Source organism: Streptomyces sp. NPDC048504, assembly GCF_043200035.1.
Lineage (GTDB): Bacteria > Actinomycetota > Actinomycetes > Streptomycetales > Streptomycetaceae > Streptomyces.
On sequence record NZ_JBICXA010000007.1, the window covers coordinates 1 to 16,847 of the forward strand.

Genomic DNA, 16,847 nt, shown 5'->3' on the forward strand with positions numbered 1-16,847 from the left:
GGAATCTTGTTTAACACACCCCCCCCCCCGCCCCCCCCGCGGGGGTCCCCCCGGGGGGGTGGGGGGGGGGGGGTACGGGGGCGCCCGCCGGGGGCCGCCCCCCCTCTCCTTTTCGTCAGACCAACGGCCGCACTTGGCGCGCGTCCTTCAACGCCCTTCCCCACCACACCAGTTGGTCCAGCATCGCCTTCGCCGCCGCGTCCGGGGCCGACGGGTCCTTGAGGCGGCCGTCGTCGTCGAAGGACGCGCCCGCGTTGTGGAAGGAGACGGTGTCGCGGACCGTCACGGCGTGGAGTTCGGCGAAGACCTGGCGCAGGTGTTCCACCGCGCGCAGGCCGCCCGCGAGGCCGCCGTAGGAGACGAGGGCGACGGGCTTGGCGCGCCACTCGGTGAAGTGCCAGTCGATCAGGTTCTTGAGGCCGGCCGGGTAGGAGTGGTTGTACTCGGGAGTGAGGACGACGAAGGCGTCCGCGCCGGCCAGCTTCGGGGTGATGCCGGCGAGGGCGGCGGTGGCCTTCGGGGTCGGGGCGAGGGTCGTGGGCAGGTCACCGGTCTCGGCCACGTCGACGACCTGGACGGTGAGGTCGGGGTGGTCGCGGACGTGGGTGAGGAGCCAGTCGGCGACGACCGGGCCGAAGCGGCCGTGGCGGTTGCTGCCGATGACGACGGTGACGGCCAGAGGAGCGGTGTCGAGTGCGGTCGCGGGAGCGGTAGTGGGAGCGGTGGTGGTGTCCATGCGGCCAGCCTGGTACCTCAACCATTCTTGAGGTCAAGCCCGGCTCATTCCTGAGGTCAAGCCCGGCTGGCCTTGGCTTCGCCCGCGGTGCCCGGTCACCCGTTCACACGCGTGGCTTGCGCTCTTCGGGTTCATCTCCGGGACGGGTTTCGCCGTACCCCGTCGTACCGCCATGACCTGCTGAAACGGCGCCGGGACGGACCGTCTCAGCCCCTCTCTGACACCCATTCACCGCATTTCTGACGCTCGCTCAGGAAGCGGGCCGGGCCCGGTGCCACTTTCCTCGGAAGGGCAGCCAACCACAGCTCGGAGGAGCACCGATGCGACGTACCGTCCGTCTGCTGACCGGCACCGCGCTCGCCGTAGCCGCCGCGGGTCTCGCGACCGCGTCGGCGTACGGCGGCGAGAGGGGCAGTCTGGAGGTGTTCCCGTCGAACGCCGTGCCGGGCGGCGACGTCACGGTGAACACGGCGGCCTGCGGCGACGACGGTACGGCCGCCGGTGATGCCAGCGCGGTGGGCGCCGGCACGTTCACGCTGGCGCCGAGCGCGCACGAGGGTGACGCCATCGGGCAGTTCAAGGTGCCGCCGAGTGCGCAGCCGGGGACGTACGAGATCGTCGCGAAGTGCACGGACGGCCGGCAGGTCAGCGGCGATCTGATGGTGACGCTGGCTTCGATGCGGCACCAGGTGCAGCCGCGCGGAAGTGTGAAGACGGGGGTCGGCGGCGCCTTGGGCCCCGACCCCGTGCAGACCGCGGCCGGCGTGGCGGCTCTCGCCGTCGCCGCCGCGGGCGGTACCTGGCTCCTGCATCGCCGGGCGAGAGGCGACAGGTTCTGACGGACACCCTCCGCTGTCCGTCCGCCGGTACCGCACGTCCCGTCCCCCTCCGGGTCCGACGCCCCTCGTGGCCCGGAGGGGGCGCGGGGACAGCTACTGGAGAGGGGTTGATCGCTCATGCGCCGTGGATACGGCACTACCGCGATAGGGGCTGTCACCGTGGTCTCCCTGTGCGCGGGCGCGTGGCTGTTGAGCAGCGGTTCCGATACGAACGCCCCGCCGCAGCCGTCCGCCGCCGAGGCCCGGCCCGACCCGGCCGTCGGGCGTACCGCGGCCCGCGCGCTGCCGCCGTCGCCGCCGGACCGCATCCGTATCCCGGCCATCCATGTGAACGCCCCGCTGATGGGCCTCAAGCTGACGAGCACCGGCAGCCTGGACGTGCCCCCGGCCGCGAAGAAGAACCTCGCCGGCTGGTACGAGGCCGGGACCACCCCCGGTGAGACCGGCACGGCGGTCGTCGCGGGCCATGTCGACAACGCCGACGGTCCCGCCGTCTTCTACGACCTCGGCGCCCTGAAGAAGGGCAATAAGATCGAGCTGGACCGGTTGGACGGGAGCGTCGCGCTGTTCACGGTGGACGCGGTCGAGGTGTATCAGGCGAGCCGCTTTCCGGATCAGAAGGTGTACGGGGCCGCGCGGCGGCCCGAGTTGAGGGTGATCACGTGTGGGGGCGGGTACTCACGGGCGACGGGGTATCAGGGGAACGTGGTGGTGTTCGCGCACCTGAGCGGTAGCCGGTAGAACCAACTCGCCCTCGGGCGCGGGCCGTTGAGCAACTGCGGGTGGGGCTCTGGGCGTTGGGCTGCTTTCACGCCAGCCACTGCTGGTACGCCAGGTTCGCCACCAGCCCGAACACCACCGTCAGCAGGACGACCCGCACGAAACCGCTGCCCTGCTTCAGTGCCGTGTGTGCGCCCAGCATGCCGCCCGCGAGGTTGAACACCGCCATCAGCGCGGCGAGTTGCCACAGGACGGTGCCCTGCCAGGCGAACATCGCGAGGGCGCCCGCGTTGGTGCAGCAGTTGACGATCTTCGCGGTGGCCGAGGCTGTCACCAGGTCGAGGTGGAGCACAGCGGTGAGCGCGAGGACCAGGAACGTGCCGGTGCCGGGGCCCACGAGCCCGTCGTAGAAACCGATGCCCAGGCCCGCGAGGCCGATCGCCGCGAGGATCTGGCGGCGGGTGGCCGGCCCGGGGGCGGGGGCCGTGCCGAAGGCCGGGCGGAGGATCACGAAGGTGGCTACCGCGAGCAGGACGACCATGATCACCGGCTTGAGTACGTCGGTGCTCATGCCGGCCGCGAAGAAGGCACCGGCGGAGGAGCCGGCGAGTGCCGCGAGGCCGATGCGTACGGCGAGGCCGACGTTCACGGGCGCCTTGCGGGCGTACGTCACCGCCGCCCCGGACGTGCCGACGATCGCTACGGCCTTGTTGGTGCCGAGTGCCGTGGCGGCCGGGGTGCCTGCGGGCAGGCCGAGCAGGAGTACCGGGAGCAGGAGGAGTCCGCCGCCGCCCACCACGGCGTCGATCCAGCCGGCCGCAAGGGCGGTGAGGCAGAGGACGGCGACCATGGTCAGCGGTATGCCGGGCATGATCATGACCCTATGGACGGGGTGCCTGTGCCGTCCATGTATGTGAGCGGGTGGTGAGCTTCGGCGAACTTCAGCGGGCTTCAGCGGCCGGTTTCGAGGTAGCGGAGTACGGCGAGCACCCGGCGGTTTCCCGTCTCCGAGGGCGGCAGGTCGAGCTTCGCGAAGATGTTCGCCACGTGCTTCTCCACGGCTCGTTCGGAGACCGTGAACGCGGTGGCGATCGCGTGGTTCGTGCGGCCCTCCGCCATCAGGGCGAGGACCTCGCGCTCGCGTGGGGTGAGGGTGTCGAGAGCGGTGGATCGGCGGGCGGCGCCGAAGAGTTGGGCGACCACCTCGGGGTCGAGCGCGGTGCCGCCGGCCGCGACGCGCTCCAGTGCGCCGACGAACTCCCCGATATCCACGACCCGTTCCTTGAGGAGGTACCCGAACCCCGCTGGGTTTCCGAGGAGTTGGGCCGCGTGGGTCGTCTCGACGTACTGCGAGAACAGCAGGACGCCGGTCGCGGGGTGCCGGTCGCGTAGTTGTACGGCCGCGCGTACGCCTTCGTCCGTCTGGGTGGGCGGGAGGCGGATGTCCACGACGGCTACGTCCGGGGCGTGTGTCGCCACCGCGGTGAGGAGCGCTTCGGCGTCGCCCACCGCCGCGGCGACTTCCACGTCCCGTAGCTGGAGCAACTGCACCAGGCCGTCGCGCAGCAGGGCCGAGTCCTCGGCGATGACGACGCGCATGCCGCTCCGATCGGGTCCGCTCAGGTGTGGGGTCACGGGTGGGGTCACGTGTGGGGCAGTTCGACCGTGACCACCGTAGGGCCTCCGTGCGGGCTGTCGCAGGTCAGTGTGCCGTCGACCGTGCGGACCCTGGCCAGCAGGCCGGTCAGGCCGGAGCCCGCGCCGATCGTCGCGCCGCCCTGTCCGTCGTCGGTGACGCGCAGGCGCAGGAGGCCGTCGCGGGCGGTGACGTCGACGGCGGCTGCCGTGGCGTGGGCGTGTTTCGTGGCGTTGGCGAGGAGTTCGGCGGCGCAGAAGTAGGCGATGGTCTCGACGGCCGGGGTGGGGCGGGTGCCGATGTCGGTGGTGAGGGTGACGGGGAGGGCGCTGTCGGCGGCGAGGGTGGTGAGGGCGGCGTGCAGACCCTCGTCGAGTACGGGCGGATGGATGCCCTTGACCAAGTGGCGGAGGTCGGAGATGGCCTGGGTCGCGTTGCCTTGGGCGGTGTCCACGACGGTCAGGACGCGGTCGGGTTCGGCGCCGGCGGTGACCAGTTCACGGATCAGGGTGAGGTGCATGGCGAGGGCGACGAGGCGGGCCTGGGTTCCGTCGTGCAGGTCTCGTTCGATACGGCGGAGGGTGGCGGCGGCGTCGTCGACGGCTCGGGCGCGGGTTTCCTCCAGGGTGCGGATGCGGCGGGTCGCGGCGTCGGGGCCGAGCAGCACGGTCAACAGGGCGCGGTGCGGGCCGAGGGCGTAACGGAGGACAAGGGGTGCGACGGCCAGCAACAGCAAACCGGCTGTGAACGGAATCAACCAGCGTGGCCAGGAGTCGAGCTGGTAACCGAAGAACTCCAGTGACACGTGGTGCGCTGAGCCGTCGGCGCTGTGAACCGTGTTGTAGTTCCAGTGCTTGAGCAGCGGGTGCAGTGTGAACAGGACGCCGTAGACGTATCCGATGACGACGGCCGCGTACGCGAAAACGGCTGTGAACGGGGTCAACAGGGCGCAGCCGACGGCCCGCCAGCCGGTTCGGTCGAGCAGGATGCCGCGGCGCCAGCCGAGCACCCCCTTGCCCCCATCCCCTGCGCCGGGCTGCTCGATCTCCAGGCCGAGCAGCCGTCGGGCGAGGCCCCGTTGCAGCGCGCCCAGCGCCAGCGCGCCGCGCACGGTCGCCGCCAGCAGCCACAGACCGAGCGTGGTCACCGACAGCGCCCCGCCGAACGCCAGCCCGACGAGCGTGAGGAAGAAGCCGACGAGGGCGAGCGGGAGGGCGATCACGCCGTAGAGGACGGCCTTCAGCGCGCGGCGGCCGAAGGTGGCGAAGGCGAGCGTGCGGAGGCGGGAGCGGAGGCTCGGCATGGGATCAACCTAGGAGAGAAGTGACCTGGCCACGCGGAGCTGTACGGCGGTCAGGCCGCGCACCACCCACGGCATCAGCAGCAGGAAGCCGATGCCGCCCACCACCGCGTGGAAGGCCCAGGCTCCGGCGAAGGTGGGGCCGCCCCACGCGCCGGAGTAGTCGTCGCCGGCGCGGAGCGGCCAGCCGAGGTTCAGGGGGACGATCGCCCAGCCGTAGAGCGTGATGAACGCGGTGATCAGGTTGAGGGGTGTGGCGAGGAGGGCGTGCGGCAGGCCGCCGGCGCGGGGCGTGCCGGACGGGTCGATGCTGTCGGCGCCCAGGAAGCGGCGGACCAGCCCGCGCTGCCAGCGGGCCGCGGGGGCGCCGAGGAGGGCGAGCGGGATGCAGGCGAGGCCGAGCGGGAGGGCGAGGAGCGCGTAGGCGGTGCGGCGCCAGGTGGTGGCGGTGAACGGTGTGCGGACGAGGTTCCAGGCATGGACGGAGGCCGGGTCCGGAGCGGGCGGTCGGGTGGGCAGATCGCGGGTGGTGGTCATGGTGCATCCCCCTGCACATGCGTCGGTGTACGTGTGTCGGTGTACGTGTGTCGGCGCAGCCCGTGTGAACTGCTGTGAACCGATGTCTCCAGCTTTCCGCCGCCGCCCGGCGTACACGATGGTGCCTGCACGGAAGCGGGGGGTTCGGTTAACCCCACCGGCGCGGAACCGCCCCGGCCTCACACTCCACCCCCGGCGCGCACCCCGAACCCTCACACCCCCCACACGCTCCCGCTGAGGGCAGCGTTCCTCGCGGGAAACAGGTGGGATGCCATCGGGTAACACCGGCGTCGCAGGCTCGTGGGCATGACCTCGAATCCGCGTGTGGTGCCCACCATCGTGCTCGTCGGCCACGGCATGGTCGGTCAGCGCTTCCTCGAAGCGCTCGCCGAGCGCGGCCTGACCGCCACCCACCGCGTGGTCGTGCTGTGCGAGGAACCCCGTCCGGCCTACGACCGCGTCCAGCTCACCTCGTACTTCTCGGGCCGCACGCCCGAGGAACTCTCGCTCACGGACGCGGAGTTCATCGCGGAGCACGGGATCGAGCTGTACGTCGGCGACCCGGCGGAGACGATCGACCGGGCGGCGAGGACGGTAACCGCACGCTCCGGTCTGGCAGTCGAGTACGACACGCTCGTCCTCGCCACCGGCTCGTACCCGTTCGTGCCGCCGGTCCCCGGCAAGGACGCGGAGGGGTGTTTCGTCTACCGCACGATCGAGGACCTGCTCGCGATCGAGGCGTACGCGAAGTCGAAGGCGACGGCGACGACCGGTGCGCCGACGGGTGCCGTGGTGGGCGGCGGGCTGCTCGGCCTTGAAGCCGCAGGCGCGCTGAAGGGGCTCGGACTCACCAGCCACATCGTGGAGTTCGCGCCGCGCCTGATGCCGGTGCAGATCGACGAGGGCGGCGGGGCCGCGCTGCTGCGCACCATCGAGGACATGGGCCTGACCGTCCACACAGGCGTGGGCACCCAGGAGATCGTGACCGGCGCGGACGGCGCGGTCACCGGCATGAAGCTGTCGGACGGTTCCCGACTCGCCACGGACATGGTGGTGTTCAGCGCCGGTGTCCGCCCCCGCGACCAACTCGCCCGCGCCTCGGGCCTGTCGGTCGGCGAGCGCGGCGGCATCGCGGTCGACGAGCAGTGCCGTACGGTCACCGACCCGCATGTGTTCGCGATCGGCGAGTGCGCACTGGCGGCGGACGGCCGGGTGTACGGCCTGGTGGCGCCCGGTTACGAGCAGGCGGAGACGGCCGCCGCGACCATCGCGCGGGACGAATCCGCCTTCACCGGCGCCGACTTGTCGACCAAGCTGAAGCTGCTCGGCGTGGACGTGGCGTCCTTCGGCGACGCGCACGGCGCCACCGCGGACTGCCTCGACGTCGTCTACTCCGACGCTCGGGCGGGCACGTACAAGAAGCTGGTGATCGGCCGGGGCGGCGAGCTGCTCGGCGGCATCCTGGTCGGTGACGCGGACGCGTACGGCACGCTGCGCGCGTTCACCGGGTCCGTACCGCCGGTCTCCCCCGAGCAGTTGGTGCTGCCGGCCGGTTCCGGAGGCGCCGTCCAGCTCGGTCCGTCCGCGCTGCCCGACGCGGCCGTCATCTGCTCCTGCCACAACGTGAGCAAGGGCGCGATCCGCGGCGCGGTGACGGACCACTCCTGCACGAGCGTGCCCGAGGTGAAGAAGTGCACCAAGGCCGGTACAGGCTGCGGGAGTTGCGTCAAGGTGCTCGGCCAGCTGGTCACCGCCGAGCTGGAGGCGAACGGCGTCGAGGTCGACAAGGGCCTGTGCGGCTGCTTCGCGCAGACCCGCGAGGAGTTGTACGAGATCGCCCTCGCGCTGCGGATCAACTCCTACCAGGATCTGCTGGATCGCTACGGCCGTGAGGGCGCCCGGGGCGGCGACGGCTGCGAGATCTGCAAGCCGACGGTCGCGTCGATCATCGCGTCCCTCGCCCCGACGATCGGCGCGAGCGGCTACGTCCTCGACGGCGAGCAGGCGGCCCTCCAGGACAGCAACGACCACTTCCTCGCCAACCTGCAGAAGAACGGCTCCTATTCGGTCGTGCCGCGCGTCCCCGGTGGCGAGATCACCCCCGAGAAGCTCATCGTGATCGGCGAGGTGGCCCGCGACTTCGGCCTCTACACGAAGATCACCGGCGGCCAGCGCATCGACCTGTTCGGCGCCCGGGTGGAACAACTCCCGCTGATCTGGGCCCGGTTGGTGGACGCCGGCTTCGAGTCCGGCCACGCGTACGGAAAAGCGCTGCGTACCGTCAAGTCCTGCGTGGGGCAGACCTGGTGCCGTTACGGCGTCCAGGACTCGGTCCGGATGGCGATCGACCTGGAGCTGCGCTACCGAGGGCTCAGGTCACCCCACAAGCTCAAGTCGGCGGTCTCCGGCTGCGCCCGCGAGTGCGCCGAGGCCCAGTCGAAGGACTTCGGGATCATCGCCACCGCCAACGGCTGGAACCTCTATGTCGGCGGCAACGGCGGCGCGACCCCACGCCACGCGGACCTGCTGGCACAGGACTTGAGCGACGCCGAACTGGTGCGCCTGATCGACCGGTTCCTCATGTTCTACATCCGTACGGCCGACCGGCTGGAGCGCACGAGCGTGTGGCTGGAGCGGATTCCGGGCGGCCTCGACCACGTCCGCGAGGTGGTCGTCGAGGACTCGCTCGGCATCTGCGAGGAACTGGAGTCGCTGATGACCGCGCATGTCGCCGGCTACCGCGACGAGTGGGCCACCACCATCAACGACCCGGAGAAACTGGCCCGGTTCGTGTCCTTCGTGAACGCGCCCGACACCCCGGACCCGGTGGTCGGCTTCGTCCCCGAGCGCGAACAGATCAAGCCCGACCTGCCGTTGCTGACCATCGGTATGCGGCCCCAGCAGTCCGCAGACGTCCTGGAAGGAAGCGCCCAGCGATGACACTGGCTCCCGAGACGACCGACCTGAAGATCCAACTCCGGCTTGCCGAGGGCTGGTTCACGGTCTGCGACCTCAACCGGCTCACCCCCGGCCGCGGGGTGGCGGCCCTGCTGCCCGACGGCAGCCAGGTCGCCCTCTTCCGCGACCGCACCGGCACCCTCTACGGCATCGACAACCGCGACCCGTTCAGCGGTGCGGCGGTCCTCTCCCGCGGCCTGACCGGCACGCACCAGGGCCGCCCGTTCGTCGCGTCGCCGCTGCTCAAGCAGCGGTTCGACCTGATCTCCGGGGAGTGTCTGGACGACGCGTCGGTGCGGGTGGCGACATACGAGGTGCGGGCGGGCACAGAGTGATGCGCGAGCCGTGATGCCCCTGGGCCGCGAGGCGCACCACGGCTCTCCTCCTCACCGGATCCGGTGCGTGCGCAGCGCGGTCGTCAGGGCAGCGGTGCTCAACACGGCTGTGGCCAACAGGTAGTAGCCCGGCGCCACCGGCGAACCGGTCGCCTCGATCAGGGCCGCGGCGATCGTCGGGGTGAAGCCGCCGAAGAGCGCGACCGTCGTGTTGTAGCTGAAGGACAGGCCCGTCGCGCGGGCCCGGGCCGGGAAGACGTCGGCCATCACCGACGGCAGCGTGCCGAAGTACACCGCCTTGAGCAGGGCGAGGACGGTGGTGCACAGCGCGAGGGTGAGGAAGGACGGCGAGACGTTGAGCCACAGGAAGAGCGGGACGACGCTCACGCCGATCAGCACCGCGGCCGGGATCATGATGCGCAGCCGGCCGTGGCGGTCGCCCAACAGCCCCACGAGCGGGGTGACGAAGGTCAGGACGGCCCCGGCGATGAGCAGCGCCGTGAACGACAGCGAGGCGTCGACGCCCAGTTGACCGATGCCGTACGTCGGCAGGTACTGCAGCATGAAGTTCAGCGCCGTCGAGACGATCAGCGCGCCGCCGGCGATCAGCAGCCCGCCCCAGTGGTCGCGGAAGACCGACACGATCGGGGAGGGTTTCGGGGCGGCCGACTCCAACTCGGTTGCCAGTGCCGGGGATTCGTCCATGTAGCGCCGTACGAAATAGCCCACCGGGCCGACCAGCAGGCCGAACACGAACGGCACGCGCCAGCCCCACGACGTCATCTGGGCGTCGGACAGCAGAGCCGTGAGACCCGCCGCGAAGCCTGCCGCGAGGAGGGTCGACAGGCCCTGGCCGGCGAACTGGAAGCTGCCGAGGAAGCTCTTGCGCCGGTCGTCCTGCTCGACCAGGAACGACGTCGCCGCCCCGAACTCGCCCCCGGCGGCGAAACCTTGGATCATTCGAGCGAGCACGATCCCCAGGGTCGACGCGATCCCGAGGGTCGAGTATCCGGGCATCACCGCGAGCAGCAGCGTGCCGAGCACCATGAGCCGGATCGACAACACCAGTGCTTTCTTACGGCCGTTGCGGTCCGCGTACGCGCCGAGCAGCAGCCCGCCGAGCGGCCGGATCAGATACGTCACGCCGAACACGGCGTAGGCCTGCACCAGTTGGACGCCGGGGTTGCCGCCGGGGAAGAACGTGCGGCCGATGTACGAGGCCATGAGCGCGTACAGGGCGAGGTCGAAGAATTCGAGCGCGTTGCCGATGGTGGCCGCCGCGATGGCACGTCGTGCGGTGGGGCGGCTCGGCGCCCGGGCGTCGTCGGGATGGGTGGACTGGATGGGCTGGGGGGACGGAGCGGTCATCGGGGGTCCTTCCGGCGGGTGTTGGGGAGGGGTGTGCCGGACGGGGCGCGGGTGCCGGGACTCGGGGACTATCGGGGCTGTACGGGAAGCGGCCGGTCCGCCGGCGGACGGCCCAGCGCGTGGAACAGACCGGCCGCCAGGACGAGGCCCTCGCGGGCGATCGGCGCCAACAGGTGTTCGTCGGGGGCGTGTTGGAGGCAGCCGGGGTAGGAGTGGGGCAGCCAGAGGGTCGGCAGGCCGAGCACGTCGGTGAAGACGGCGTTGGGCAGGGAGCCGCCGATGTTGGGCAGTACGGCGATCGGGCCGCCGGTGACCTCTTCGAGCGTGGTCCTGGTCCAGCGCACCCACGGGTCGTCGAGCGGGGTGCGGCTCGCGGCGAAGCTGCCGAGCACGCGGACGTCGACCATGGGGTACCCGTGCTCGGCCAGGTGCCGGGCGACGGCCTCGGCGGCCTTGTCGGCGTCGGTGCCTACGACGTACCGGAGTTGGAGGACCGCGCGGGCGCTGCCCGGGATCGCGTTGACGGGCCGGTCGGCGTCGGCCGCGCCGAGGGCGAGGACTTCGAGGGTGTTCCAGGCGTAGAGCCGTTCGGCGGCGGTCAGTTGGGGCTCGCCCCAGCCTTCGTCGGGCACCGGGTCGCCGGGTGAGGCCGCGACGGTGACACCGGCGAGTGCCTCGCGGACCGCCTGCGGGATCGGGGGCGGCAGCAACTCCGGTACGCGGATACGTCCGTGGCCGTCGACCAGGGTCGCGACGGCGCCGGCGAGGGTGGTCGCGGGGTTGCGCAGCAGGCCGCCCCAGTTGCCGGAGTGGTAGGCGTCCGGCCGTAGATCGGCGGTGAGTTGGAGCCCGAGGCCGCCGCGCGCGCCGAGGAACAGCGTCGGGGTCGTGGCGTCCAGGCGTGGTCCGTCCGAGGCGACGAGTACGTCGGCCCGCAGCAACTCCCGGTGTGCGGCGGCGAATTCGGCGAGTCCGGGTGAGCCGATCTCCTCGCCGGACTCCAGCAGGAAGGTCAGGTTGAAGCCCAACGAGCCCTGGTCGGCGAGGAGTAGGCGCAGGGCGGCCAGATTGACCAGGTGCTGGCCTTTGTTGTCGGCGGCGCCGCGTCCGTACCAGCGCTCGCCCTCGGCGGTCAGTGTCCACGGGTCGCGGCCCTCGCTCCACCGGCCGGCCTGGCCCTCGACGACGTCCGCGTGGCCGTAGACGAGCACGGTCGGGAGGTCGGGGGACTCGACGCGGGTGCCGATCAGGAAGGGTCCGGCCGTCGGATCGGGGTTGTCGTGGCGCGCGACCTCGCAGCCGAGGGCGGTCAGGGCGGGGGTCAGGAACTCGTCGAGGTATGCCTCAATGGCAAGGCGACCCTCCGGTCGGGAACTCTCCGTGGCGTACGCGACCATGGTGGCCAGCTCGGCGAAGAAGGCACCCGAGTCGACGAACTCCTCGGCTTTACGGGCCAGTTTCTCAGGGATCACGGGAAGATTTCTCCAGGGAGGGCGGCGTTCGGGCGGGCTGTGCGCTCTCGTCGTTCCAGCAGAGTAGGGCGGATCCGGGCCTGCGACCATTGCCGTTTGTGACGTGAAGCGTTCTACTTTCGGCAACGCAATGTCTGACCAACTGCCTGATCACAGGGGAACTCATGCAACTCCTGCCGGTGAACCTCGCCTACTTCCTGGAGGTCGCCCGCACCGGATCGGTGACCGAGGCGGCGCACGCCCTGAACGTCGCGCCCTCGGCGATCAGCAGGCAGGTCGCCAAGCTGGAGTCCGGCATCGGGGTCCCGTTGTTCGCCCGGCATCCGCGCGGGATGACGCTGACCGAGGCCGGTTCGCGGCTGCTGGCCCACGCGCGCCGCACCGAGACCGAATCCACCACGCTCGTCGAGGAGTTGAGGACCGGGCGGGGAGCGGAGGCGCGCAGTGTCGCCGTCGCCTGTTCGGAGGGGTTCGCGCGACGCCTGGTGCCGCGGGCGATCGCCGACTTCCGGCGCGCCCACCCCGACGTGGCGTTCCGCGTGGACGTGGTCGCCCGCCAGGAGGCGACGCGCCGTGTGGTCGAGGGCCTCGCCGATGTCGCCGTCACCTACACGATGGGCCCGCAGCACGACGTCCGCGTCGAGTGCGCGGTCGTGGTCCCGGTGGCGGCGATCGTCCCCCTCGGTCACGAACTCGCCGGACGCGACCGCATCGGCCTCGCCGACCTGTGCGCGTACCCGCTCGCGCTGGCCTCGCCGGGCACGAGTCAGCGCGAACTCTTCGACATCGGGGCGCAGTTGGAGGGGATCACGGTCCGCCCGGCGCTGGTCTGCGACAGCCTCGCTCCGCAGTACGAGTTCGTGCGGGCGGGAGGGGGCCTCGCCCTGGTCGGCGACCTCGGTGACCTCGGTAACCTCGGCGATCTCGGAGACGGCGAGCGGGACACCGCGACCGAGGGCGTGACGTACGTCCCCGTGGACCACCCGGTGTTCCGGCAGCGCGAGGCGCAGGTGCAGACGGCGACGGGGCGGCGGCCGTCCTGGTCGGCGACACAGTTCACAGAACTACTGATGGCGTCACTGCGGCGGGACCGCTCCCCCTGAACCACGACCACCTACACATGAGCCTCACAGCGGGACGTCACGCCCGTAACACACTTCCCTGACAATCTGATCCGGCCGCGTGGGAGCGCTTCCCATCTCAAGTCGGCCGGAGAGAAGGGCAGTTCAGCACGTGAAGCTCGACATGTTCAGCGAGATCCAGGACCCCAGGCCGTGGGCGACCGAGGACCACGAACACCGGAGGATCACGGAGGCGGTCGAACAGGCCGTGCTCGCCGACGAGTTCGGGTACGACTGCTGGTGGCAGGTGGAGCACCACGGCGCGGCGGAGTTCAGCCTCAGCTCGGCGCCGGAGCTGCTGCTGGCGGCACTGTCACAGCGCACGTCCCGGATACGGCTCGGGCACGCGGCGGTGCTGGCACCGGCCGAGATCAACCACCCGCGCCGGGTGGCCGAACGGGCCGCCTGGCTGGACCAGTTGAGCGGCGGCCGGGTGGAACTGGGCCTGACCCGGTCCACGGCGCCCGAGTGGCGCATGTTCGGCGTCGACCCGGCGGGCGCCCGCGCCCAGACCCAGCGGGCCTTCGAGGAGATACCCCGGCTGTGGACGGGCGCCGGCGACCAGCCACTCGTCCCCGCACCCCTCCAGCACCCGCACCCGCCCCTGTGGCAGGCGGCCTCCAGCCCGGCGTCGTTCGAGGAGGCGGGCCGGCGCGGAGTGGGCGTCCTGGGCACGACCCTCTGGGAGCCGCTGACCCGGGTCGCCCGGCTGGTCGAGCTGTACCGGGAGGCCGTAGCCAACTGTGAACAGCCGGCCGGAGCCTTCGTCAACGACCAGATCGCGTTCTTCACGTTCGTCCACTGCGCCGAGACCGACGAGGAGGCGCTGCGGTCCGGCGCGGCCGCGGCGGCGGCCTGGTACACGGCCCGGGCGCTCACGTTCTTCGAGGCGGCGGACGCGTTCGTCGAGACGATGACGATCCAGCAGGGCATTCTGGCCGACCCGGCCGGCGGCGGCCTGACCGGCGCGTTCCTGCGCGACGAGGTCGACGCGGCCCCCAACGCGGCCCAACTGGCCATCGGCCGCATCCTCCAGGGCGAAACCGTCCCGGAGGACGAGCTGTTCGAGGCGCTGATGGCGCAGGACTCCCTGATCGTCGGCAGCCCCGACACCTGCCGCAAGAAGCTGCGGGCGTACGCGGACGCGGGCATCGACCGGCTGATGTGCTTCCAGCAGGTCGGGGCGATCCCGCACGAGCGGGTGATGGACAGCATCCGCCGGGTGGGCGAGCTGATCCCGGAGTTCGCGTGAGCAGCGCGCCCTCTTGTCCAGCCAGGCGTTCTTGACCGACCGTTCTCGATAAACCTAGGCTGCGGGACATGGCCAGGCCCAAGGAGTTCGATCCCGAGGCCGCGCTGCGGGCAGCCCTGGAGCTGTTCTGGCGGCGCGGCTACGAGGCGACGTCGATGTCCGACCTCGTCGAGCACCTCGGCATCGGGCGGGCCAGCATCTACGCGACCTTCGGCAACAAGCACGAGCTGTACCTGAAGGCATTGGAGAGCTACGACCGGTCCGGACTCACCCCGATGGTGCGGGAGTTGTCCCAGCCGGGCCCCGCGTTGCCGCCCGTGCGAGCGATCGTACGGCGGTACGCGGCCGAGGCGGCGGACGAGCAACTCCGGGCACTGGGCTGCATGGTGACCAACACGGCGGCCGAACTCGCCCCGCACGACGCGGCCGCCACCCGGCTGGTCGAGCGCAACTGGGTCCAGCTGGAGGCGGTGTTGCACTCGGCACTGGTACGGGCGCAGGCACAGGGCGAGTTGCCCGCCGACCGCGATCCGCTCGCCCTCGCGCGCATGCTGCTGGTGCTGATGCAGGGACTGCGGGTGGTCGGCCGGGCGTCCGGGGACCCGGCGCGGGTGCGGGACGCGGCGGAGCAGGCGTTGACGTTGCTCGACTGAGACACCCTTCTGTTCAGGGCCTCTTTTCATGCCCTCATATTGAACTGACCGGTCAAGAAAAGGAGAGATCATGACCAGCCGCAACACACCAGCCCGCTTCTCCGGCAGAACCGCACTCGTCACCGGCGCGGGTTCGGGCATCGGAAGAGCGATCGCCCTCGCGTTCGCGGCCGAGGGGGCGAACGTCGTCGTAGCAGGACGGCGACGGGAACCGCTGGACGAGACCGTCACGTTGATCGAGGCCGGGGGCGGCAAGGCCCTTGCGGTAACTGCCGATGTGTCGAGGGCAGTTGACGCCCACGCCCTGGTGCAGGCAGCCGTCGACCGTTACGGCTCGCTCGACGTGGCCGTGAACAACGCGGGGATCTTCCGGGGCGGACAGCCCCTCGCCGACCTCACCGAGGAGGACTGGCGCGCCCAACTCGACATCAACGTCACCGGTGTCTTCCTCGCGCTCCAGGCGGAGATCCAACAGATGCGCACTCAGGCATCAGGCGGCACGATCGTCAACGTGGCGTCGACCTTCGGCGTGCACACGAGCAGCCCCGGGGCCGCCGCCTACGCCGCGTCCAAGGCCGCCGTGGCCGTGCTGAGCAAGGGTGCCGCCGTGGACCACATCCGCGAGGGCGTCCGTATCAACGTGGTCAGCCCCGGCGCCACGGACACCCCGATGTCCCTGCGCGCGGGCGAGACGGAGGCCGACCGAGCCGAACGGGTACGGGCCACACTCCCCCTGGGCCGTATCTCCGCCACGTCCGAAGTGGCCGCCGCCGTCCTCTACTTGGCCTCGGACGACGCGGCGTCGGTGGTGGGCACGGACCTGGTGGTGGACAGCGGCGCGACGGCGTGAAGGCCAGGGGCCTGAACTCCGGGGGCCTGAATTCCGGTAACTCGGCTGCTCACGCCTTGAGTTGGTCGTAGACAGCCCCCGTCAGTTCCTCCGAGGCGGCCCAAAGACGTTGCCCCATCGCGTCGTTGAGGGTCCAGGGTGCCCGCCAGGACGGCGCCGGCGCCCCGCGCCACATAGCTACACGAGGGCCGAAGAACGAGTCAGGCCGCACATCGGGGGCGGTGGCCGCGTAGAGGGAGGGCAGCGCGCCGGCCTCCGCGGACTGGGCGAAGACGCGGTTGCCGATCTCCATGAACCGCTCGGCACCCTTGCGCCCCTCCGCCTGCGGCCCGGCGGTCTGGAGGTTGGTGGCGGCGTACCCGGGGTGGGCGGCGGCCGCGACCACCCCCGAACCGGCCGCCGCGAGCCGCCGCGCCAGCTCGTGCGTGAAGAGCAGGTTGGCGCTCTTGGAACGGGAGTACGCGGTCCAACGGCTGTACCGGCGCTCGCTGTTGAGGTCGTCGATGTCGATGTTGGCGAACACGTGCATGAAGCTGGAGAGCGTGACGATCCGGGCGGCGGGCGCGTCGAGCAGCGCCGGCATCAGCAGCCCGGTGAGCGCGAAGTGCCCCAGGTGGTTGACCCCGAACTGCGTCTCGAACCCGTCCGCCGTCGTGCCGTACGGCATCGCCATGACCCCGGCGTTGTTGACGAGCAGATCCAGCCGTTCGTACGGAAACGTAGCCGCGAACTCCCGTACGGAGGCCAGGTCCCCGAGATCCAGCCGCCCGAACTGCGCCTCGGCGCCCGGCACTTCGGCCACGATCCGGTCGGCGGCCTCACTCCCCCGCACCTCGCTCCGGCACGCGAGCACGACCCGGGCGCCCTTGCGGGCCAGCTCGCGCGCGGTGACGTAGCCGAGCCCGCTGTTGGCCCCGGTGACGACGGCGACCCGGCCGCGCTGGTCGGGGACGGCCTTCTCGTTCCAGCCGGACATGATCGGGCTCCCTCGGTGAGCGTGGACAAGCGTCGGCGAGCGGTTGGGATCTCAGCGTACGAGAGCCGACCCGCCACCGCTCCGCTCACGCCGA

Annotated in this window: 16 protein-coding genes; 8 read left to right on the forward strand and 8 right to left on the reverse strand. The window is 71.2% G+C overall.

Annotated elements, in window-relative coordinates; all coding sequences use genetic code 11:
• Positions 1 to 115 precede the first annotated feature (115 nt).
• Positions 116 to 736, reverse strand: coding sequence for an NADPH-dependent FMN reductase (locus ACGFY9_RS18385; RefSeq protein ID WP_393755293.1), 621 nt, complete (start codon positions 734 to 736; stop codon positions 116 to 118).
• A 320-nt stretch (positions 737 to 1,056) separates the two neighbouring features.
• On the opposite strand from ACGFY9_RS18385, the gene ACGFY9_RS18390 reads away from it, so the two are divergent.
• Entirely contained in the window at positions 1,057 to 1,575 is a 519-nt protein-coding gene (locus ACGFY9_RS18390) for a hypothetical protein (protein ID WP_393755295.1), read from the forward strand.
• 117 nt (positions 1,576 to 1,692) lie between these two features.
• Positions 1,693 to 2,316, forward strand: a complete 624-nt coding sequence (locus ACGFY9_RS18395; RefSeq protein ID WP_393755297.1) for a class F sortase — start codon at positions 1,693 to 1,695, stop codon at positions 2,314 to 2,316.
• Between the two features lie 67 nt (positions 2,317 to 2,383).
• Here ACGFY9_RS18395 and ACGFY9_RS18400 read toward each other — a convergent pair whose 3' ends face one another.
• The 4 genes from ACGFY9_RS18400 to ACGFY9_RS18415 all read right to left on the reverse strand — a co-directional run bounded on the left by ACGFY9_RS18400 (position 2,384) and on the right by ACGFY9_RS18415 (position 5,768).
• The gene (locus ACGFY9_RS18400; protein ID WP_393755299.1) at positions 2,384 to 3,166 is read right to left on the reverse strand and encodes a sulfite exporter TauE/SafE family protein; all 783 of its coding nucleotides are present in this window, start codon (positions 3,164 to 3,166) and stop codon (positions 2,384 to 2,386) included.
• 80 nt (positions 3,167 to 3,246) lie between these two features.
• Positions 3,247 to 3,894, reverse strand: a complete 648-nt coding sequence (locus tag ACGFY9_RS18405; RefSeq protein ID WP_393755301.1) for a LuxR C-terminal-related transcriptional regulator — start codon at positions 3,892 to 3,894, stop codon at positions 3,247 to 3,249.
• Between the two features lie 44 nt (positions 3,895 to 3,938).
• Positions 3,939 to 5,234 carry a sensor histidine kinase gene (locus ACGFY9_RS18410; RefSeq protein ID WP_393755303.1) on the reverse strand — a complete coding sequence of 432 codons (1,296 nt, stop codon included), beginning with the start codon at positions 5,232 to 5,234 and terminating at the stop codon, positions 3,939 to 3,941.
• Between the two features lie 9 nt (positions 5,235 to 5,243).
• Positions 5,244 to 5,768, reverse strand: coding sequence for a hypothetical protein (locus ACGFY9_RS18415; RefSeq protein ID WP_393755304.1), 525 nt, complete (start codon positions 5,766 to 5,768; stop codon positions 5,244 to 5,246).
• A gap of 306 nt (positions 5,769 to 6,074) precedes the next feature.
• Here ACGFY9_RS18415 and nirB point away from each other — a divergent pair, with 306 nt between their 5' ends.
• Complete coding sequence (gene nirB / locus ACGFY9_RS18420; RefSeq protein WP_393755306.1) at positions 6,075 to 8,708, forward strand: nitrite reductase large subunit NirB; 2,634 nt, start codon at positions 6,075 to 6,077, stop codon at positions 8,706 to 8,708.
• Positions 8,705 to 9,061 (forward strand): nitrite reductase small subunit NirD, encoded by a 357-nt coding sequence (nirD, locus tag ACGFY9_RS18425; RefSeq protein ID WP_393755308.1) that lies wholly within the window; start codon positions 8,705 to 8,707, stop codon positions 9,059 to 9,061. Before nirB ends, nirD begins: the two co-directional genes overlap by 4 nt.
• A gap of 51 nt (positions 9,062 to 9,112) precedes the next feature.
• Here nirD and ACGFY9_RS18430 read toward each other — a convergent pair whose 3' ends face one another.
• Together ACGFY9_RS18430 and ACGFY9_RS18435 are read right to left on the reverse strand one after the other, a co-directional pair.
• Entirely contained in the window at positions 9,113 to 10,429 is a 1,317-nt protein-coding gene (locus tag ACGFY9_RS18430) for an MFS transporter (protein ID WP_393755309.1), read from the reverse strand.
• Between the two features lie 68 nt (positions 10,430 to 10,497).
• Positions 10,498 to 11,901, reverse strand: coding sequence for a M20 family metallopeptidase (locus ACGFY9_RS18435; protein WP_393755311.1), 1,404 nt, complete (start codon positions 11,899 to 11,901; stop codon positions 10,498 to 10,500).
• 164 nt (positions 11,902 to 12,065) lie between these two features.
• On the opposite strand from ACGFY9_RS18435, the gene ACGFY9_RS18440 reads away from it, so the two are divergent.
• The 4 genes from ACGFY9_RS18440 (at position 12,066) to ACGFY9_RS18455 (ending at position 15,777) form a co-directional block, all read left to right on the forward strand.
• Positions 12,066 to 13,004 (forward strand): LysR family transcriptional regulator, encoded by a 939-nt coding sequence (locus ACGFY9_RS18440; RefSeq protein WP_393755312.1) that lies wholly within the window; start codon positions 12,066 to 12,068, stop codon positions 13,002 to 13,004.
• A gap of 130 nt (positions 13,005 to 13,134) precedes the next feature.
• Positions 13,135 to 14,274, forward strand: coding sequence for an LLM class flavin-dependent oxidoreductase (locus tag ACGFY9_RS18445; protein WP_393755313.1), 1,140 nt, complete (start codon positions 13,135 to 13,137; stop codon positions 14,272 to 14,274).
• A 68-nt stretch (positions 14,275 to 14,342) separates the two neighbouring features.
• Positions 14,343 to 14,927, forward strand: coding sequence for a TetR/AcrR family transcriptional regulator (locus ACGFY9_RS18450; protein WP_393755315.1), 585 nt, complete (start codon positions 14,343 to 14,345; stop codon positions 14,925 to 14,927).
• Between the two features lie 70 nt (positions 14,928 to 14,997).
• A complete protein-coding gene (locus tag ACGFY9_RS18455; RefSeq protein WP_393755316.1) occupies positions 14,998 to 15,777 on the forward strand; it encodes an SDR family NAD(P)-dependent oxidoreductase in 780 nt (259 codons plus the stop codon).
• A 49-nt stretch (positions 15,778 to 15,826) separates the two neighbouring features.
• On the opposite strand, the gene ACGFY9_RS18460 is transcribed toward ACGFY9_RS18455, so the two are convergent.
• The gene (locus tag ACGFY9_RS18460) at positions 15,827 to 16,753 is read right to left on the reverse strand and encodes an oxidoreductase (RefSeq protein ID WP_393755318.1); all 927 of its coding nucleotides are present in this window, start codon (positions 16,751 to 16,753) and stop codon (positions 15,827 to 15,829) included.
• Positions 16,754 to 16,847: the final 94 nt, after the last annotated feature.